Source organism: Actinocorallia lasiicapitis, assembly GCF_054778695.1.
Map to the genome: position 1 here is coordinate 1 of NZ_BAAGZI010000030.1, position 19520 is coordinate 19520.

At 69.0% G+C, this 19520-nt stretch carries 18 protein-coding genes and 1 pseudogene; 8 read left to right on the forward strand and 11 right to left on the reverse strand.

What is annotated here, in order from left to right:
• Positions 1 to 1140, forward strand: a pseudogene (locus ACYVE7_RS06040) (ATP-binding protein); the annotation flags it as partial.
• 61 nt (positions 1141 to 1201) lie between these two features.
• Here the strand turns inward: ACYVE7_RS06040 and ACYVE7_RS06045 are convergent.
• The 6 genes from ACYVE7_RS06045 to ACYVE7_RS06070 form a co-directional block, all read right to left on the reverse strand.
• On the reverse strand, positions 1202 to 2746 hold the full coding sequence (locus ACYVE7_RS06045; protein ID WP_460363542.1) for a hypothetical protein: 1545 nt from the start codon (positions 2744 to 2746) through the stop codon (positions 1202 to 1204).
• A gap of 463 nt (positions 2747 to 3209) precedes the next feature.
• Positions 3210 to 3653: an SRPBCC family protein gene (locus tag ACYVE7_RS06050; protein ID WP_460363543.1), complete on the reverse strand. Its 444-nt coding sequence runs from the start codon at positions 3651 to 3653 to the stop codon at positions 3210 to 3212.
• 11 nt (positions 3654 to 3664) lie between these two features.
• Positions 3665 to 4000, reverse strand: coding sequence for an ArsR/SmtB family transcription factor (locus ACYVE7_RS06055; protein WP_460363544.1), 336 nt, complete (start codon positions 3998 to 4000; stop codon positions 3665 to 3667).
• Positions 3997 to 4437 (reverse strand): SRPBCC domain-containing protein, encoded by a 441-nt coding sequence (locus ACYVE7_RS06060; protein ID WP_460363545.1) that lies wholly within the window; start codon positions 4435 to 4437, stop codon positions 3997 to 3999. The genes ACYVE7_RS06055 and ACYVE7_RS06060 overlap by 4 nt, the downstream gene beginning before the upstream one ends.
• 77 nt (positions 4438 to 4514) lie before the next feature.
• Positions 4515 to 4796, reverse strand: a complete 282-nt coding sequence (locus ACYVE7_RS06065) for an MGMT family protein (protein WP_460363546.1) — start codon at positions 4794 to 4796, stop codon at positions 4515 to 4517.
• Entirely contained in the window at positions 4793 to 5314 is a 522-nt protein-coding gene (locus tag ACYVE7_RS06070; RefSeq protein ID WP_460363547.1) for a DUF488 domain-containing protein, read from the reverse strand. Before ACYVE7_RS06070 ends, ACYVE7_RS06065 begins: the two co-directional genes overlap by 4 nt.
• Positions 5315 to 5475: 161 nt before the next feature.
• On the opposite strand from ACYVE7_RS06070, the gene trxA reads away from it, so the two are divergent.
• The 4 genes from trxA (at position 5476) to ACYVE7_RS06090 (ending at position 10569) form a co-directional block, all read left to right on the forward strand.
• Positions 5476 to 5835 carry a thioredoxin gene (gene trxA, locus ACYVE7_RS06075; protein WP_460363548.1) on the forward strand — a complete coding sequence of 120 codons (360 nt, stop codon included), beginning with the start codon at positions 5476 to 5478 and terminating at the stop codon, positions 5833 to 5835.
• Between the two features lie 208 nt (positions 5836 to 6043).
• The gene (uppS, locus tag ACYVE7_RS06080; RefSeq protein WP_460363574.1) at positions 6044 to 6748 is read left to right on the forward strand and encodes a polyprenyl diphosphate synthase; all 705 of its coding nucleotides are present in this window, start codon (positions 6044 to 6046) and stop codon (positions 6746 to 6748) included.
• The gene (locus ACYVE7_RS06085; RefSeq protein WP_460363549.1) at positions 6745 to 8190 is read left to right on the forward strand and encodes an oxygenase MpaB family protein; all 1446 of its coding nucleotides are present in this window, start codon (positions 6745 to 6747) and stop codon (positions 8188 to 8190) included. The genes uppS and ACYVE7_RS06085 overlap by 4 nt, the downstream gene beginning before the upstream one ends.
• Positions 8191 to 8394: 204 nt before the next feature.
• Positions 8395 to 10569 (forward strand): NACHT domain-containing protein, encoded by a 2175-nt coding sequence (locus tag ACYVE7_RS06090; RefSeq protein ID WP_460363550.1) that lies wholly within the window; start codon positions 8395 to 8397, stop codon positions 10567 to 10569.
• Here ACYVE7_RS06090 and ACYVE7_RS06095 read toward each other — a convergent pair.
• The 3 genes from ACYVE7_RS06095 to ACYVE7_RS06105 all read right to left on the reverse strand — a co-directional run bounded on the left by ACYVE7_RS06095 (position 10538) and on the right by ACYVE7_RS06105 (position 12454).
• Positions 10538 to 11341, reverse strand: coding sequence for an inositol monophosphatase family protein (locus ACYVE7_RS06095; protein ID WP_460363551.1), 804 nt, complete (start codon positions 11339 to 11341; stop codon positions 10538 to 10540). The two genes, ACYVE7_RS06090 and ACYVE7_RS06095, sit on opposite strands and share 32 nt — an antisense overlap.
• Before the next feature lie 137 nt (positions 11342 to 11478).
• On the reverse strand, positions 11479 to 11835 hold the full coding sequence (locus ACYVE7_RS06100; RefSeq protein WP_460363552.1) for a hypothetical protein: 357 nt from the start codon (positions 11833 to 11835) through the stop codon (positions 11479 to 11481).
• Between the two features lie 25 nt (positions 11836 to 11860).
• The gene (locus ACYVE7_RS06105) at positions 11861 to 12454 is read right to left on the reverse strand and encodes a TetR/AcrR family transcriptional regulator (protein ID WP_460363553.1); all 594 of its coding nucleotides are present in this window, start codon (positions 12452 to 12454) and stop codon (positions 11861 to 11863) included.
• 80 nt (positions 12455 to 12534) lie between these two features.
• Between ACYVE7_RS06105 and ACYVE7_RS06110 the strand changes: the two genes are divergently transcribed.
• From ACYVE7_RS06110 to ACYVE7_RS06120, 3 genes are read left to right on the forward strand one after another with little or no spacing between them, the layout of a single operon-like run.
• On the forward strand, positions 12535 to 13290 hold the full coding sequence (locus tag ACYVE7_RS06110) for an SDR family oxidoreductase (RefSeq protein WP_460363554.1): 756 nt from the start codon (positions 12535 to 12537) through the stop codon (positions 13288 to 13290).
• 4 nt (positions 13291 to 13294) lie between these two features.
• Positions 13295 to 13765 carry a nitroreductase family deazaflavin-dependent oxidoreductase gene (locus tag ACYVE7_RS06115; RefSeq protein WP_460363555.1) on the forward strand — a complete coding sequence of 157 codons (471 nt, stop codon included), beginning with the start codon at positions 13295 to 13297 and terminating at the stop codon, positions 13763 to 13765.
• Positions 13746 to 14750 carry an NADP-dependent oxidoreductase gene (locus tag ACYVE7_RS06120; RefSeq protein ID WP_460363556.1) on the forward strand — a complete coding sequence of 335 codons (1005 nt, stop codon included), beginning with the start codon at positions 13746 to 13748 and terminating at the stop codon, positions 14748 to 14750. The genes ACYVE7_RS06115 and ACYVE7_RS06120 overlap by 20 nt, the downstream gene beginning before the upstream one ends.
• 15 nt (positions 14751 to 14765) lie before the next feature.
• Here the strand turns inward: ACYVE7_RS06120 and ACYVE7_RS06125 are convergent, their stop codons facing one another.
• The gene (locus tag ACYVE7_RS06125; RefSeq protein ID WP_460363557.1) at positions 14766 to 15647 is read right to left on the reverse strand and encodes a phosphorothioated DNA-binding restriction endonuclease; all 882 of its coding nucleotides are present in this window, start codon (positions 15645 to 15647) and stop codon (positions 14766 to 14768) included.
• A gap of 103 nt (positions 15648 to 15750) precedes the next feature.
• Positions 15751 to 19317 (reverse strand): protein kinase domain-containing protein, encoded by a 3567-nt coding sequence (locus ACYVE7_RS06130; RefSeq protein ID WP_460363558.1) that lies wholly within the window; start codon positions 19315 to 19317, stop codon positions 15751 to 15753.
• Positions 19318 to 19520 lie beyond the last annotated feature (203 nt).

The window sequence follows — 19520 nt, forward strand, 5'->3', positions numbered from 1 at the left end:
GGGCCGGATTTCACCGGCGGCGTCGCGGCGGCGCTCGTCCCCGGCGGGCGCGCCCTGATGGGCCGGCTCGCCGACGCGCACCTCCTCGAACGCCACCCCGGCGGCCGCTACCGTTTCCACGGTCTGGTGCGGATCCACGCACGCGAACTGGCGGAGCAGGACGCGCCCGACGAACGTCTCGCGGCATTGCGACGGGCCGTCCGGCACTATCTCGTCTACTCGGCCTTCGCCGACCAGGCCAAGATGGGCACGCGGGCCCGGATCGCCGACCATGCCGTCCTGCTGGCGGGGGAGACCGATCCGTTCGCGTCGGCCGCCGACGCCACGGTCTGGTTCCGGGCGGAGCGCGCCGTGCTGCGGGCGATCGTCCTGGCCGCCCATGAGGCCGGTCTGCACGAGGAGTGCTGGCAGCTCGCCGAAGCCCTGGTCGCGTTCTACTTCAACCACCGCTACCTCACCGACTGGACGCTCGTCAGCGAGCACGGCGCCCGCTCCGCCCGCGCCGTGGGCAACGGCCGCGCCGAGGCCAGGCTCCGGATCTCGGTGTCCCGCGCCCTCACTAATCTGGGCGCGCCGGAGAAGGCGTGGGCCGAACTGGATCGCGCCGCCGAGATCGCCGAAACCGCCGGCGACCTGGTCCTGACCGCGTCCGTCTGGGAGTTCCGCGGCCGGATCCTCGACCTGACCGACCCCGCGGCCGCCCTCGACGCCTACGAACGCTCCCGCCGCCTCAACGCCGAAGCGGGCGAACACCGCGGCGAAGCCCTCGCCCTGTACTGGCACGCCTGCACCCTCGACTCCCTGGGCCGCCACGACGAAGCCCGCTCCGCCCTCACCGACGTCCTGGCCCGCTTCACGTCGCTGAACGACACCCGCATGGCGAACCGCGTCCGCCTCTCCCAGGCCGCCACCCTCCTCTCCCTCGACCTCCCCACCGAGGCCGCCACCCTCCTGGACGCCGCCCTCCCCACCCTCACCGGCACCCACTACGAGGCTTTCGCCCGCGAACTCCTGGCCCGCGCCACCCCCGCCGACGCCCCCACCCACCTCCACCGCGCCTGGCAGATCTACACCGAAGAAGGCAACCCCCGAGCCGACCTCCTCCACCCCCGAAACAACCCCCACGTCGGGGGTGGATGAAAGTAGGGGTGACGCCATGTCGCCGCATGGCGATCTTGCCCGCATTGCGCCTGCTTTCGTGTCAGAGGGGGTGGAGGGTGAAGGTGTGGTGGGTGGGGCCTAGGTGGAGGGTGATGGGGCCGGTGGGGATTTCGGGGTGTTTGGTGAGTTCGTAGAGGGTTGAGGCGGCTAGGAGGGGGTCGGTCGGGGTGCAGTGGAAGCGGGGGCCGGTGTTCAGGTGGATCAGGAGGCCGGTGGGGATGGTCGCCGCGGCGATGATCGCGCCTTCGTCGAGTTTCTCGGCGAGCCAGCGGAGGGCGTCGGGTTCGGGGGTTTCGGTGGGGTTGGCGATGACGTCGGCGGAGCCGGGGAACAGGCGGTGTTCGGCATCGGACTCGGCGCGGTGGCGGTGGAAACCCGGCGGTGTGACGTCCTCGCGGAGCGCGGCCTTGGGGTGGCGGACCATCGTGACCAGGCCGGGGCCGTCCAGACGCGTGTGGACGATGAACGTGCGCGGCACGGTCACCTCCGGACACGGATCAGGGGCATACCGTGCCAAAGCAGGACGGTCGGGAGCCGCGACGTCCAGTGGGCCCAGGAGGAGGGCGCGCAGCCGTTCGGCGGCCGTGCCCTGGTGGGCGAAGAGCCGGTCGGCGAGCGTCTTGTCCGGTTCGGTGTGTAGCGCCTGTTCGATCTGCGGGCGGAGGGGCGCCGACGGGTGCAGCCTCGGCGCGGTCGTCGCGAGCTCCGCCTGGACGGTGCCGAGCGTGTCCACCTGGCCGGACGCGCCCAGCACGAACGGGATTCCGGCGGCCGCGGCGTAGAGGCCGACACTACCGGAGTCCCCGACCACGAGGTCCGCCGCGACGATCGCGGCCTGCCAGCCGTCCGTGACGGGGATCCGCAGCAGGCCCGCGTCGTGGGCGTCGGCGAGGCGCTGGTCGACGAAGTCCGGGCCGTGCAGGGTCGGGATGTTCGGGTGCAGCACCGCGGCGACCGCGTACTCGTCGTAGGGCAGTTCGGCGAGCAGCCGCGCGTACAGCTCCGGCCAGGACCCGAACAGGCCGTCCCGCGACCACGTCGAGGTGACGACCACGAGCCGCCGCCCGCCGACCAGCAGCCGACGACGGTAACGGGCGCGCCGACGCCGGCTCGCGACGATCTGGTCGAACGTCGGATCGCCGATGACCACGCAGCGCCCCGCCGTCTCCGGATGCGACGCCCTCAGCTCCGCCACATGATCGTCATGCCCGACGACCATGGTGACGCGGCCCGTCCGCAGAAACCGCTCTGGCACGACGCCCGCCCTGCGCAGCCCGTCCGACTCCGAATCCGGGACCATCTTCCCGAAAGCCACCCCGTGCTGCAGGACGAGCACCGGCCCGCGGATCCGGCTCAGGTCGACGTTCTCGCTGGCCGTCACCACCAGCGGCCACTTCGGCCCCTGCGCCTCGGCCCAAGGCAGCAGCCGCTGCCCCGACGCGCGCAGCCGCCGCTCACTGTCCCCCGAGAACGCCGAGCCGGGATCGACGGTGAACACTACCTGCACGCCGGTGCCGTCCAGCAGCCGCTTCATCTCGAGCAGCCGGTTTGTGGACGTCAAGGTCCGCGCGACGGCCAGCACCACGCCGCGAATCCGCCCGGATCCCCACTTGTCCAGCCATTCGGCCCCCCATGCAGGCCCCCCGGCTACCAAACCCCACGCCTAACCTCCGTGCCGCGTGCCGCGTGCCGCGTGCCGCGTGCCGCGTGCCGCGTGCCGCGTGCCGCGTGCCGCGATTTTAGTCAGTGGCTCGGTTGAGGGGGCTGAATGGGGTGTTCCAAGCATGAATGGCGCATCTCCGACTGAGAACCCCGATATGGATCAGCCGACCATATCTCGCCGGGTGATGACCGGGTTGTCGCGAATGCTCCAGAGGGAGGTCGCCTTCGCCGCGTTCAGGCGAAGGCGGATCGGCGCGGCCCCCGATGGGCGTCGCGCCGATCCGCCAGAGAAGGGCGTCGTCGATCACGATGACCGGAGTTCGCGTCGCGCGCTCTCGGCAGCAGCCGTCGAGAGAGCGTCCGGCCGGGCGTGGTGCGTCGTCGGCTCAGTGCCAGTCGCTGATCGGGACGTCGCGCGGGTCGGGTGCGCCCCGCCCGGTCTCAACGAGCTGCTTCAGGCTGAGCAGGAACGACGCCCATTTGGTGCTGCAATGCCGGAGGAATTCGCCCGGTTCGTTCCAGCCTTCGTGGGTGAACAGGACGATCGTGTAGTCGCCGTCCTGGCGCAGCTCCCACCGGACGGTGGTGCCGATCCACTCGGGCGGCCCGTCCACGACCTCCCAGCGGACGAGCCGCCCGGGCACGAGTTCGAGGACCTTCATGTCGATCCCGCCGGGCCCGAACCGGAACTCGATGACGCCGCCGACCTCGGCCAGCCCGGACGTCTTCTCCGCCCACCAGCCGGACAGGCCGTCCAGCGTGGCGATCGCGTCGTAGACCTGTTCGGGCGTGGAGTCTTTCACTCCGATGCGATGCAGGATGTCCACCATTTCCGTTCCTCCTACTGTTCGTCGGCCTTGTTCTGGATCGTCTCGGCGATGCGCTTGATCCGGCGCAGCCGCCGGTCCCACGCGTCGCCGACCTGGGCGAGCTGTGCGACGGCCCGTTCCAGTTGCGCCTGGTCGACGCGGAACCGGCGTTCGCGTCCGGCGGCGGTGGAGCGCACGAGGCCGGCCTTGTCGAGGACGGCCAGGTGCTTGGCCACGGCCTGCCGCGTCACGGGGAGGTGGTCGCTGAGGCTGGTGGCCGTCCCGCTGCCCTGGCTGAGCAGCAGGTCGAGCATTCGGCGACGGGTCGGGTCGCCGATGGCGGACCACAGGTCGTCGTCCACGGTCATGCGGCGACCTTCGGTGCGTAGGTCTGCAGGCGCGGCAGGTAGTAGTCCCAGCCGGAGGAGTGGTCGGCGTACTCTTCGGCGGCCTTCGCCTCCGCCCAGCCGCGCTCCCGGAACCCGCTCTCGATCATCCGCAGCCGGGTGCCGCCCGCCGCGGGCGCCAGCTCGAACACCACGAACAGCGAGTTCCCCTCCGCCGCTTCCTCGCCCTCCTCGTGCGTCCAGCGGAACGAGAACAGCTTCGGCGGCACCGAGTCGACGATCGTGAACCGCACCCAGGTGCCGTCGGCGCTCATGTCGCCGAACCCGATCCGCCCGCCGGGCAGGTCGACCTCGTCCGGCCACCATTCCCGCAGGTGCTCCGGGCTGCTCACCACGGCGAAGACCACCTCGGGCGAGGCGTCGATGTGGATCTCCCGTTCCAGCGTTCCGAACTCCATGCCGGCCACCTTTCGCAACGTTTGGTTGCTCATCAAGCTACCCGCCTTCGGGCAGATTGGCAACCATTGGTTGCGGATCAGGGCCAGGAGTGGCGGGCGCTGGACAGGTCGACCCTGGTCCGGCGCATGGGCGTGCCCTCTCGGCGCAGCAGCGCGGGCGCGCGTCCGGCATGGCAGGCGGCGGGAGTGCCGTCGGCGCGGACCACCCGCCACCACGGGACGGACGCCGGAAGATCGGGCATCAGCCGTCCGACCTGACGGGGTGTGGCACCCAGCCGGGCGGCGAGATCCCCATAGGACGCCACCCGCCCTGGCGGAATGGTGAGAACAAGCTCCGCGAGACGCGACAGAAGTGTCATGGGGCCGGATAGGTCAGCAGGCCGTCGACCAGACGGGCCTCCTGGTTGAGCGTGGCCTTCGTGGTCTTCGTCGGCGACATGATGTGGACGACGTCCGCACCCGCGACGAGCAGCGCGTCAGTGATCAGCCGCCGGTGGCACCGCCACGGGACGGCCTCGCTGCACATGATCGCGGGCCGCCGTGTCCCGGCCAGTTCCAGCAGTTCCGCCAATCCCTCCGCGAACTCCGGGGTCGCCATGTAATCGGCGTAATCCCGGAAGGCTTTGACCCGCCACACGGTATTGACGGTCGGCACGTCCACCGGCGTGTACCGCCGGCCGCCGAGTTTCGGCAGCCACAGATACGCGATGTCCGGCGGCATCTCCGCGACGAGCTCCTCCTGATTCCACTGCGGGAACTTCCGCGACGACGGAAACGACCGTACGTCGACCAGCGTGTCGACGTCGTTGTTCCGGAGCATCGTCACCACTTCGTCGAAATCGCGGGTCGAATGCCCGATCGTGCAGATCCGATGCATCGGCCACCTGTCGTCTCAGCCTCGTTCGTATCTGAGGAACCTCTCCATCCAGGCACCTTCCTAACCTCTTCGCCGACCGGGAACACCCTGCTCAGGCGGTGCGTTGCAGCTCATGGAGGCCCCAGGGCCCCTTTTCGTCGAGGGTGAAGGGAAAGGGAATCATGACGACGGTGACTCTGACCAAAGAGAACTTCAACGATGTTCTCGGCGGCGACAAGATGGTCCTGGTAGATTTCTGGGCCGAATGGTGTGGCCCGTGCAAAATGTTCGGACCGATTTTCGAAAAGTCGTCGGCCGAGCATCCCGACATCGTCTTCGGCAAGGTCGACACCGAAGCAGAGCCAGAACTGGCCGGTGCCTTCGACATCAGCTCCATTCCCACCCTCATGGTCGTCCGCGACCAGGTCGTTCTCTTCCAGCAGCCGGGCGCCCTTCCCGCCGACGCCCTGGAAGACCTCATCGCCCAGGCGCAGGCCCTCGACATGGAATCCGTCAAAGCCGAAGCCGTCCCCGAGCCGTAGCCGCACCGGAAGGCCCCGCCGATCATCGGCGGGGTCTTCCGCGTTCCACGGCGCGCTTACCTCGAAGCCGTCGCCCGCGTCCCGGGAATTTCACTCTTGGTTATTTCTTGAACTCGAAGAGTATGGATCTTGAAGGTGGGGGAGGTTGGTCAGCGGAGTTCTGTGACCGGTGCGAGTGACGGGGGTCGTGGTGGCTGGGCCGCATCATGTGGCGTGCGTGATGGACGGGAACGGGCGGTGGGCGGCGCGGCGGGAGCTGCCGCGATCGGCCGGGCACCGGGCCGCGGAGGCCGCGGTGATCGACGTCATCGAGGCGGCGCACGCGGCGGGCGTCCGCTGGCTGAGCCTGTTCGCGTTCTCCACCGAGAACTGGAACCGGCCGGACGGCGAGGTCGACTTCCTCATGCGGCTGGTCAGGGGCACCGTCCGCAAGCACGCGCTGCCGCTGCACGCGCGGGGGATCCGCTGCCGGTTCCTGGGCGTCGGGGATCCGCGGATCCCGCCGGGACTGGCCCGTGACATCACCGATCTGGCGGCTCTGACCAGCGGGAACAACGGGATGACGCTGACGGTGGCGTTCGATCACGGCGGGCGTCGCGACATCGTCGAGGCGGCGCGGTCACTGATCCGTGACGGGGTGGCGGCACAGGACGTCACGGAGGACAGTTTCGCCCTTCACCTGCCGAACCCCGACACCCCGGACGTCGATCTGGTGATCCGGACTTCGGGGGAGCAGCGGATCTCCAACTTCATGCTCTGGCAGGTCGCCTACGCCGAATGGATCTTCCCCAGTGTGCTGTGGCCCGATTTCAGGGCCGAGCACTTCTGGGAGTGCTTGGACGCCTACCGGCGCAGGGAGCGGCGCTTCGGCGAAGTCCCCGCGCCGGCCACGACGGGAGAAGGACCGCGATGACCGACACGCTCGCCACCGACCAGAACCGCGCCGTCCTCGGACCGCATTCACTGATGTACCGGCACGCCAACGACGCGCGCTGGGCGCTGGCGGTGCTGAGAGCGACCGTTCTGGAGGCGGCCCATCCGCAGATCGGCGCCGCGCTGGTCGAGAACTCGTCGTTCGTCGCACATCCGTGGCGGCGGATGCGCAACACCCTGACCAGCACGATGCGCATCCTCGGCGACGACGAGCAGGCCCGCGACAGGGAGGCGGCACGGCTCAACCGGATGCACGCCCGGATCGCCGGCAGCGACGAGAACGGCCGCCCGTACAACGCGATGGATCCGGCGGCACGCGCCTGGGTGGTGGCCACCCTGTTCGAGTCGACGGTCGCGCTGTGCCGGTCGAGCGGCGAGTCGCTCGACGGCCCGACGATGCGCCGTCTGTACGCCGAGTACCGGGCGTTCCTCGCCGTCCTCGAGGGGAACGCCGACCAGTTGCCGCCCACGCTGCAGGATTTCTGGCCGTACTACGACGAGATGATCCTCAACGGGCTGGAGAACACCGAGGCCGTCCAGATCATTCTGTTCCGTCTGTTCGCGCACGTCCCGCCGCCGCCCCTGCTCCGCGGCAGCCCGCCCGCTCTCTGGGCGACGGGCCGCGCCGTCGCCGGGCCGGTGGCGACCGCGATCATCGTCGGCTCCCTGCCCGAACCGTTCCGCAGGCAGGCCGGTCTGGCCGACATCCCGGGCGCGGGCTCTCTCTCCCGAGGCGTCCACCTGGGCGCGAGCCTGGCCACCCGGATCCTCCCCGCCTCCTGGACCAGCACTTCGACGGTCATGGGCCTCCTCGACCCCGACCAGACAGCCCCCGACTCCGGCGCCTTCACCGCGCTCCGCCGCAGAACCGACAGAGCCGGCGCCCTGTTCCGCCTTCTCACCCCCGACCCGTCCGACCCGCCCGCCGACAGCCCCGCCACCCACTCCGCCGACCGCTTCTTCGCCGAGGTCCTCGACCAGACGGGCGACGGCCATCTCGACTGGCCCGACCTGGCCTCCATGGCCCGCGAGATCGCCGGCCGGCTCGACCTCGACGAACCCGAGGAGACCCGCCTCTACGAGGCTTACGCCGCCTGGTGGCGCGAGCTCCTCACGTCCCTCGACTCCGACGGCGACGGCCGCATCACCCGCCAGGAGTACGCCGCCGCGGCCTCCTCCCTGGCCGGCCCCGCCCTCATCAGACTCTCCGAAGTCCTCTTCGCGGCCGCCGACCGCGACGGCGACGGAACCATCAGCGCCCCCGAACACCAGGCCCTCTTCCGCACCGCCTTCTCCCGCGATCTCACCACCCACCCCGCCCACGACCACTACACCCGCTCCGACTTCACCCGCCACTTCCTCTCCTTCATGTCCGGCCGCCACCCCTCCACCCCCTACCAGAACCTTTTCACCCAAGCCTGACCCCGGCCCCGAGTAGCCATGGCAAGGGCGGGTTGATGCTGAGCCAAGGCCGCTTTGTGCCACTTGGAACCACTGCGCATGACATGGCGGAACTCCGTCAGATTTGCAAGCGTCTGATCGTCAGTGGTGGCCAGGGCCGGAGGTCGAGCTATGCACCCTATGAGGCGAGGAAGCCGCACGCATCGACTGCGCGACGCGCGAGAAGTGCTGGACTGGGCGGGGACTGCTATTCCGCTGCTGGCGTTGGCCCCGCTGGGATGGTTCGGGTTCTCTTGGTGGTTGGTGGGGGGCGCGGGTACCGCGGCCATCGCAGGGATCGCCGGGCTGCGTTTGGGACTGCCGCGAAAGCGGTTCGGACTCGTGGAGACTCGGAGGCTGCGGAACTACCACGCAGTCGAGGCCGGACGGTTCGCGGCACGGCTACCGGTCGAGGGCATGGCGATGCAGCGCGGTCTTGAAGAAACGCTGCGCGACGGATTCGGCTTCGTGGAACCCAGATACCGCACAGGCGGCGGTGACGAGCCGCTCGTTCCGATCGTCGATGCCTTGACCGGCGGTCTTCGTGAAGGAAAGGGGATGCTGCTTCTCGGTGAACCTGGGACGGGAAAGTCGCTGCTTGCGTCCATGGTGTTCGCCCGACTGGCTGACGAGTTCGCGCAGTCGCCGAGTAACACGCCCTGCCCGATCCTGCTGAATCTCAACGCGCTGGGTCCTGGATCGCCGCCGGACGTCCGCGGCCTGGCCCGTGCCGAGGAACTTGCCCTCTGGCTCAAGGAACAGGTCGTCAACGATGTACGACTACCGTCGGAACAGAGGTTGGCGCGGTTGCTCGCCAGCGGCCGAGTGGTTCTGATCTGTGACGGTCTGGACGAGGCGCCGACGATGCGCTCGCCGCAGCAGCTCGCGAACATCATCCCGCAGCAACTCCTCGACCTGCTCAAGCATCCGGCGTTGCTGACCTGCCGGACGGCTTTCCACTCGGTGTATGTCGACGCCACTGACCTGATGGAGAGTTTTCCCGTCAGCTTGGAGCTACTGCCCCTGCCGTTCGAGCAGCAGGGCGCGGAGTATCTGCGCTGGTATGCCGCGTCCCGCAACCTTCCGGAAATCGCGGACGAGCTCATTAAGATCATCCGCGCCAATCCCAGTATGCGGGAGACCGTCGCGCGACCCCTCGTACTGCGGATGGCCGCCGAGGTGCTGTGTGATCTCCTGTTGGAGAGGCAGGACACGTCGACTTTTCTCACGATCGGTCACGGCGGCGAGACCTCGCAGATCTACAGCCGGTACGTCGACAAGTGGATGCAGCGGGAGCAGACGAAGCGCCTTGGCCATCTCACCTGGTGGCAGAAGCGCGAGCTGATCGAGCGTGTCGCCTGGGAGATCTTCACCAAGTCGTTGGCGTCCGGTCGCGGCTGGGGCCATTTCGAGCTGAAGGATCTGTTGATCGAGGCTCATGAGCTCCGCGACATCGTTCGCACGTGGCTCGAGGAGAATCTGCTCGCCGACCACGATCTGGACGACGTATGTCGCGAGGTCGCACACCGTTCGTTCCTCATCATCACCAATGACCGTCGGCGCTACAGGTTCGCGCACAAGTCGTTCTTCGAGTTCTGCGTGGCCCGGCACGTCGTGCGAACGCTCGATGAGAGGCGGGAGGAACGTCGCCTCGGTCGGGCTGCACTGCTCTTCCGCCCGCTCCCTGATGAAGTGATCGATTTTGTACGGGAGCTTCTCCTCGCTCTGGAGGTCCGAGCGGAGCGCGAAGCTATTGAGGCGACGTTTCTTGCCATCCTGTCCAGGATCGACATCGACACGGCGCCCACCCATCTGATGGCCGCTCAGCAAGCCGCCAACCTCCTGCCGATCATCGCGAGCGGTCAGACGTTGTCCGTTCTCCGAGCCGGGGAACTCACACCGGACCATCCGTTCTTGAAACGAGCGATCGCCGTTGCGGACGCCCTCCATCATGATCGACATGGGCTGATCGACGCGTTCGTCGAGCTGATGGAGGAGAGTGAGGAAGCGGAGTCCTTCCATATGGGATACAACCGCATCTACTACGGTGACCAGGCTTTCGGAAACGGCCAGTGGCTCGATGACGGGCATCCCGAGTGCGGCAGGTTCTTCCGTGCGACGATCCGTCACCTGAAGGTGGAGAGTTATCGTCGCATTCGCGTCATGGACCTTTACACATTGCGCAGTATGCTTCGCAATCCGGATCGGCGCGATTTTCTGATGCATCGAGAGCTCGGGGAACTGACCGATCTGATCGTGCTGCTGGCCGAACCTGATCCGGTGCTCGGCCCCTGCTACGACCGGCAGCGGCTGCTGCTTTCCGGCGAGCTCAGGGCGCTTCTGTCCGCTGATACTCCGTGACCAGTCGCCGAACGGCGCAGAATTCTCCGGCGAAGGACAGTTCAGGGAGCCCGTCCAGACTGTCGAGGACGACGCCGTCTGGCCGGCTCAGTGTCGCCCCGGCTTCTTTCATGACTAGCAGGGACCCAAGGAGTTCGGTTCCGCTGCACTGGTAAATCGTGATCGCGTCCAGGCCGCCACGTAGGTACAGGAACACATCGATGGTCGGGGCCCACGTGGAGAAGACCCGTCGGCTGATGGCATGGAGCATGTCCGTCAGGCCGGCGAGCCGCTTGTCATGTTCGGATTGGTAGCCGATCCATAGTGCGTTGGCGGGGGCACTGTGCGCTGATCGGACAGGTCGTTCGACGGGCTTCCCGTCGATCGTCACACCGCCACCGGCGACCGCGCAGGCGATGCTGCCCGAATGACCCTCCCCGAGGGCGGCGAGAATGGGTTCGCCGCGGTGGCAGAGCGTGACGGCTGCTCCGTACGTGGGTAGCCCGTATGCGTAGTTGTTGGTCCCGTCCAGCGGATCGACCAGCCATTCATATTCGGCTTCCGACCCGTACGCTCCCGCCTCCTCGCTGAGCACGCCGTGTGCAGGGAACTCGGTCTTGAGCAAGTCCAGGATGAGCCGCTCCGCGGCCCGATCCACTTCGGTGACGATGTCACCGCGTGGTCCTTTCGGCTCGATGCCGATCGTCCCCCCGAACATCTTCCGAGCCAGTTCCATGGCCCCTGCCACGGCGGTCTTCGCGACCTGCGCCCAGCGCTCCGTTTCGTCGACCATCTAATGGAGTCTACGGCGGTCCGTCCACGGTCATCGTCACGTCAAGCCACACCTCCGCTACTTTCCGGAATCAAGCGAATCGCCTGACCCGTTCACCTCTCTGGCCTTGATCCGCAAGTGAGGGTTCGGGGAGGAATTCAGGGGGTCCAGCGGAGGGCGGTGCCGTAGGCGCGCCAGCGGGTGGTCACTTCGCCGTAGACGGAGGTGCTGCCCCAGCCGCCGGAGACCTTGCCGGTGGTGTGCGGGTAGACGGTGAGGCCGTAGACGGCGGTGGCGCCCAGGTCGGCGGCGTTGAGTTGCAGGGTGAAGAGGGCGTCGCGCTCGGAGTCGGATTCTGCGCTCCAGACGAGGCCGATCTCCTCGTACGGCCGCGGTGGGACGCCGAGCGACGACAGCGCGACGGTCGCCGCCTTCAGCCTGAGCCTGGCCTCATGTTCGGCGGACTGCTTGGCCTCCGCCTCTTTCCGCCGTTTGCGTTCTTCGAACAACCCCATGATCGAAATCATAGGAGACGCGGGCTCAGCGCCAGGGCCAAGGGGTGAGGGCGAGGGCCGCGACGGCTTCCAGTTCGGGACGGGTGGCGCCGTCGCGTGCCTGCTGCGCCATGCCCTGCAGGACCACGCTGGTGAACAGGGCCAGCGCGTGGGCGTCGGCTCCGGGGAGCAGCTCGCCGGCGTCGATCGCGGCGGCGATGAGACGTTCGAGTGCCTCGACGTCGGCGGTGCGCAGGGCGCGCAGGGCCTGTTCGACCTCGGGGGAGCTGCAGTTGACGGCTGCGCTGATCACCAGGCAGCCGGGGGGCCGGTCGGGCCGGGTGTACTCGCCGGCGGCCTCGCGGAGCAGGCGTTCCATGCCCTGCCGGAGGGTCGGTTCCTCCGTCAGGGCCTTCGCCATGAAGGCGTGGTAGGTCCGGCCGTAGGACCGCACGACCTCGTCGAAAAGCTGCCGTTTGCTGCCGAAGGCGGCGTAGAGGCTGGGGGCGCCCATGCCCATCGCGGTCGTGAGCTCGGCGATGGACGTCGCCTCGTAGCCGCGTTCCCAGAACAGCACCAGAGCCTGTTCCAGGGCCGCGGCCCGGTCGTACTCCCTCGGGCGTCCTCGTCTCGTGCTCACCCCCGAATTATATATCGATCGCTAGAGAACGTGCTACGGTACGGATTCTGTAGCGATCGCTTGAAAAATAGGTGGGACACATGGGCACACTCGAGGGCAAGACGGCGCTGGTCACCGGCGGCAGCCGCGGTATCGGACGGGGGATCGCCGAGCGGCTGGCCGCCGAAGGCGCGCTGGTCGCCGTCCACTACGGGAGCAACGAGGCCGCCGCCGACGCGACACTGGCCGCGATCAAGGAGGCGGGCGGCGCCGCGTTCGGCGTCCGCACCAAGCTCGGGGAGCCGGGCGACGCTCAGGCGCTCTGGGCGTCCTTCGACGCGAGCACCAGCGGCGTGGACATCATCGTCAACAACGCCGGAGTCATCACCTACGCACCCATCTCCGACACCGACGAGACCGAGTTCGACGCGGCCTTCGCGGTCAACGCCCGAGCGCCGTTCTTCCTCCTGAAGCACGGCCTGTCCAGGCTCCGCGACGGTGGCCGGATCATCAACATCTCCTCCGCGGCGGCCCGGATCGCGATGCCGATCACCGTCGCGTACTCGATGACCAAGGGCGCGCTCGACGTCCTGACCCACACCCTGGCCCTGGAGCTCGGGCAGCGCGGCATCACGGTCAATTCGGTCGCCCCCGGCGTTGTCGACACCGACATCGCGTCCTGGCTGGCCGACCCGGGGCTGAGGGAGCGGGCCGCCGCGCTGTCGGCCCTCCACCGGATCGGCGAGACGGCGGACATCGCCGACGTGGTGGCGTTCCTCGCCTCACCCGACGCGCGCTGGGTCACCGGCCAGACCATCGACGCCAGCGGCGGCACGCTGCTCGGCTTCACCCTCTGACGCCATGACGCTGCACGGCGACTACGCGCCCAGCCCGTTCCGGCGGATCCGCGACCAGGTCGCGCTGTACGAGGCGACGGACGGCCGGGAGGGCGGCACGCTGGAGGACAGGCCGGTCATCATCCTGATCCACCGGGGTGCCAAGTCCGGAAACATCCGCAAAACGCCGTTGATGCGGATCGAGCACGACGGCGGCTACCTCGCCGTCGCCTCCTACGGCGGGGTGCCCGACCATCCCGTCTGGTACTACAACCTGCGCGCCCACCCGCTCGTCGAGGTCCGCGACGGCGCCACCACACGGGTCCTGCGCGCCCGCGAGGCATCCGGCCCCGAGAAGGACGAGCTGTGGAAGACAGCCGACGCGGCATGGCCCCATTTACCTGAATACCGCGCCAAAACCGACCGGGACCTGCCCGTGTTCGTCCTCTCCCCGCTCTCCACCCAGGAGGTCCCCCATGCCCGTCACCAGCCGTGAATGGCACCTCGTCGCCCGTCCGGACGGCGAACCCGAGCTCACCGACTTCGCCCTCCGCACGACGACGATCCCCGACCCGGGCCCCGACCAGGTCCTCATCCGCAACGACTGGCTGTCGGTCGACCCGTACATGCGCGGCCGGATGAACGACGGCGAGTCCTATTTTCCGCCGTTCGACCTCGGCGAGGCCATGACCGGCAACGCGATCGGCACCGTGATCCAGAGCGGCGCCGACACCGTGCCGGCCGGTTCGGTCGTCTCCCATTTCCTCGGCTGGCGCGAGTACGCGCTGCTGCCCGCCGCCTCCGTCCAGGTGCTGGATCCCGAACTCGCCCCCGTCCAGGCGCACCTCGGCGTCCTCGGCATCACCGGGCTCACCGCGTACGCCGGCCTCAAGGAGGTCGCCCCGGTCAAGACCGGCGACGTCGTCTTCGTCTCGGGTGCCGCGGGCGCCGTCGGATCCGTCGCCGGCCAGCTCGCCAAACGGCTGGGCGCCGCCAAGGTCATCGGCTCGGCCGGCGGCCCCGCCAAGGTCCAGCGCCTGCTGACGGATTTCGGCTACGACGTCGGGCTCGACTACCGCGACGGAGACCTGCCCGCCCAGCTCGCGAAGGCGGCCCCCGAAGGCGTCGACGTATACTTCGACAACGTCGGCGGAGACCACCTCCAGGCCGCCCTCTCCGTGATGAACCTCCACGGCCGCATCGCCCTGTGCGGCGCGATCTCGGTCTACAACACCACCGAACTCCCCCCGGGCCCCAGCAACCTGCCCCTGGCGATCGGCAAACGCCTCTCCCTACGCGGCATGAACGTCCTGGACCACTACGACCTGGCCACCGACTACTTCGAACAAGCCGCCCAATGGCTCCAGGACGGCACCCTCCACACCGCGGAAACCGTCATCGAAGGCATCGACAACACCGTAGAAGCCTTCCAATCCATGATGCACGGCGCCAACACCGGCAAAATGCTCGTCCACCTGTGATCCAGGAGGCGGCGTTCAGGCGGGGACGGGGGAGCCGCGGAAGACCTGGGTGCGGTGCCAGGTGATGTGGTCGGCGGTCAGGCCCTGACGTGGCGGTTCGACGCGTCGGCCGACGAGGTCGTGGACCTGGGTGCGGGTGTTGGGCGTCCGCCCGACGAAGGCCTCGGTGACGTCGATCCGGTGGTCGGTGGTGAGCGCGAGGACGCCCTTGTCGAAGAGGACGTGGTGCAGCGAGCACAGGCAGAGGGCGTTGTCGACGGTGTCGGGGCCGTCGAAGGCCCACCACCTGATGTGCGCCGCGTCCAGGCCGACCGTGGAGGCGTCATCGAGCCTGCCCTCGTAGCCGCAGAACGCGCAGGTGTAGGCGTAGGCGCGCAGGACGGAGCGCCGGAAGGCGGGGTCGCGACGACGAAGACCTGAAGGGCGGCATCGCGGGGAGGCCGTGAAGGTGAGGTCGAGCCCTACGGCTTCACAGATGTCCTCGTGGAGTGATTCCGGAAAGTTGGCGCTGAGCAGCGCGTGAGCGGTCTCGACGAGGAGCTCGGGCCGTTCGCGGAGCTCGGCGGCGATGTCGTCGGGGAAGGTTCCGGCGGCGCCTGTCTCGCGCAGGATGCGAGGCGAGTCGCTCCGGCTGGGATCGCCGTCGCGTGTGGTGACCTTCCACAGCCCGTCGTTGGTGAGCCGGTGGAACGGATAGTTCGGGCCGGCCGCCCCGGCCGGTCCGAACTCGGTGATGAGGGAGGCGAGTTCCCTTTCGACCTCGGAGTAGCGGATCGGTTCGGCGCCTTGACGTTGGAAGCGTCCGAGCGCGTACAGCAGCAGGAGCGGCTTGTGCGGCGCCCGCTGCCCGTTGCGCTGCCACATCCGCATCCCCAGGACGCGCTCGACAAGACTCACCCCGCCACATTACGGCCCCCGGGTCTTCGAGGCGGAGGCTCGTTTCGGCATCGCTTCCGATCGCGCGACGGCTCCTGCCGAGGGCAGGCGGGCATGCTGCCCGTCAGCAGGTTTTCCGGTAGGGAATGATCGGGATGAATGTGGCCCAGTCCTCGGGGGACAGAGCGCCGTAGCGGGCACAGAGTTCGGTGGCGATGCGTGCCGGGTCCAGGAGGTGGGTTCTGAGCAGGCCGTCGGAGTCGATGCTCAGGACGGTGCCTCCGTCGGGGGCGAACGCCAGGGAGGACGCGGTCTTGGGGTAGCGGGTGTCGTAGGCGATGCCGGTGAGGGGCAGGCCGAGGGAGCGGCGGGCGGCGACGTCCCAGAGCCTGATCCGGCCGCTGTAGTCGCTGACGGCCAGGGCTTTCCCATCGGGGGAGAACGCCATCGAGGGTCCCGGTGGCGCGCCGACACGGGCGTCGGATTCGTGGCCGAGATCGCCTGCCCGCCAGAACGCCATGATCTCGCTCAGGCCATAGCCGGTGCCCGATCCGGCTCCGCCGCCCTTGACGAGGCTCGCGATCAGGCCGTCCGCGCTGATCGCCTGCCCGGACTCCAGCGGCCTGACCGGCTCGATCAGCCGTTTGCCCGTCGCGACTTCGACCAGGCCCTGGTCGGGGGCGCTGATCACGGTCCTGCCGTCGGCGGTGAAGAGGATCTTCGGGTGCTCGGACAGCTCGTCGCCGTCGGGCTCGGAGGCCGTGCCGTCGGGGACTCCGGGCACGGACGCGCGCAGCGTGCCCGACGGCACGTCCCACAGATCGAGCACCGATTCCTTGCCGGGGGCCGTCAGTACGGCCAGGGTCTTCCTGTCCGGGGAGAACCGCACCGGCGTCGTTTCGTCCATTTTCTTGCCGGTGGCCAGCGTGGACTTCAGGGTCGCCGACGGCACGTCCCACAGTTCGATGCGGCCGTCGTCGGACCAGTGGGCGAGCGCGCTGCCGTCGTGGGCGAGGGCGTGGTTCTCGGGGTCGGACGAGGAGGCGATGGGCAGCTCGCCGCGCCGTTCGCGCTTGACCGGGTCCCAGACGGCGAGTTTCTGGGCCTCCGCGGCGATCATCGTGCTTCCGTCACCGCTGAGCAGGGAGAAACTCGGTGTCTCGAGAGGCGGGTACAGATTGGGGATGTCGCGGAAGGTCCGCAGCGACAGGACCGTGATCCGGCCCTGGGGGTCGAAGCAGCGCAGGGTCCGGTCGTCGGGGCCGAAGGTCTGGCCGTCGCAGGCGTCGGCGCCCTGATAACGGAAGATCGGGTAGTCGCGTGCGGATCTGGTGTCCCAGATCGTGCCGCTGAGCAGCAGGTAGCGGCTGTCGGAGCTGAAGGCCGGCGAGCCGTGCCCGATCGGCCGCGGGACCGTCCGTACGGTGACCCATTGGCGAGGCCAGTCGATGATCTTGACCTGGTAGCCGCGCTCTCCGGGCTGTCCTTGGGTGATCGCGACCTGGTTCCCGTCGGGGCTGATCGCCAGACCGCTGATCGGCTCCTTGCCGATCTTGAGTTTGGGTGCGGTTCGGCGCTTCTTGGCGACGACGTCCCAGATCTCCAGTGACGCCCCCTTGGTACCGACCAGCAGGCCGCTCTTCGGCGCGAACGCCGTGACCGTGAAGTGGTACGGCAGGGTGAAGATCTCCGCGCCGGTCTCCGCGTCACGCACCGTCGTGCGCCCGGCCTCGACGCTCACGAACCACTTGCCGTCATGGACGAGTTCGCCGTACGGCTCGCGCAGGAGGAACGAGCCGGGCAGCCGCTCGCCGGTCGTCACGTCATAGATCTCGGTCAGGCCGCCGGCCAGCATCACCGACAGCCGTTTGCCGTCCGCGGACAGCGAGAGCGGGTATTTGTTGTCGCGGACCGGCACGCCGAGGCCGATCTCCCGGACGACGCGCCGTGCGTCCACGTCGACGATCTTCACCGTCCGGTCGTCGCCGTACGCGGCGATTCTTCCCTGACCGTCGAAGGCGCGCCGCCAGTCGCCGCTGACCCCTGGCGGGGTGAAGAGGTCCTCCTCCCACTGGTGGTACAGCGTGGCCAGCGCGTTGCGGGCGTCGAAGGCGCCGGGCGCGAGGTTCTGGGCGACGACGGCGAGCCTGCGGGCGGTCACCGGGTCGACCCGGCGCATCGTGGTCGCGATGTTGGCGACCTGCGCGCCGATCACGTCGTCGCGCTGGCGGGTGACCGTCTGGTTCTTCTCCGCCAGGGACCGGCCCTGCACGAGGGCGGTCACGGCCGTGCAGGTCGCGACGGCGAGCAGCACCGACAGCGCGGCCGCCAGCAACGTGCGGTTACGGCCACGGCGCCGGGCGGCCTGGACGGAACCGTCGAGATAGGCGCGTTCGAGACGGTTGAGCGTGAGATGTCGGCGTCCGGTGAGCGTGCCGGTGATCGTGTCGTCGAGGGTGGTGCCGTGCAGCAGGTCGGCGGGCTTGCGGCCGTGGGAGTCCCAGCGGCGGGCGGCGTCGGCGAGCGCGTTGTGGGCGTCCAGGACCGAGCCCTCCTCGGCGGCCCAGTCCTGGAGCCGCGGCCACGCCCTGAGCAGCGCGGGGACGGCCAGCCTGATCCCGTCGGCCGCATGGCTGATCAGGCCCGCGTCGGTGAACGCGGTGAGCGCCCTGCGGACGGAGTCCTCAGGCAGCTCGACGACCAGCAGCTCCGCGTAGGTGACGGACCGGAACGCCTCGGGCGTGACACCGACCATCCGCAGCAGGATCCCCGGGACGGCGGCCTTGGCCTCGGGATCGAGTGAGTTGTAGGCCTGCTCGGCGAGCTGGGCGAGGGACGGTGTGATCGTCACGGCGGGCAGCGCCGACGCGGCCCGCTTGCCCGCCTCGAGCGGGGCGTCCCCGATCAGTGCGTCGAGGAGCCCGCGTGCGGTGGGCCTGGCCTCCGGGTCGTGGGACATCGCCCGCTCGACCAGCGGAAGCAGCGAAGCGGGCACCGCATCGAGATCCACTTCGGTGTTGAGCACCTGATGGATCAGCGAGGGGAGGCTCTCGCCGTCGAACGGCGCCTTCCCCGACGCGGCGAACACCATGATCGCGCCCCAGGCCCAGATGTCGACGGCCGACGTCGCCCGCTGCCCCTTGAACACCTCGGGAGCCATCCACCGCGGCGTCCCCTTGAGGCTGCCGGTGGCGCTCCGCGACATCTCCTCCGTCCGCGCGATCCCGAAGTCGATCACCCGCGGTCCGTCGGGGCCGAGCAGCACGTTGGCGGGCTTGAGGTCCCGGTGCACCACTCCCGCCTGATGGATCGAGGTCAACGCGGTCGCGATCCCGATGCCGAGCCGCACCAGCTCGTCCGGCGCGTAGGCGCCTTTGCGGTCCACCCATCCCTGCAGGTCGGGCCCCGGCACGTACTCGCTGACCAGGAACGGCGGCACATGATCGAGATCCGCCTCGATGATCCGCGCGGTGCAGAACGACGCGACCCGGCTGAGCGCCGCCACCTCCCGCCGCAGCTCGCTCCGGTAGGCGTCGGTGATCTGGTCGGCGTGCAGCGCCTTGACGGCCACCCGCCCGCCCGCGGGATCGTAGCCTTCGTAGACGACGCCCTGACCACCCGCGCCGAGCCGGCCCGCGAGCCAGTAGGCGCCGAGCCGGCGGGGGTCTGCGGACAGCAGCGGAGTGACCACGCAGAAGCCTCGTCTCAGGGGGGACAAACTCGACAAGCAGAAAGACGATACCGGCTTTCTGCATTGTCCGAGCGAGCCCCTGCCGCTTCGCGCGCTCGCGGTGCGCTGACGGCGATCGGGCCCTCGACGATCAGGGTGGAGGCCTTGGCGTCGCCGAGCTTCTGGCGGATCTCGTAGAGGCGGCCGACCAGATCTCGCCGTCG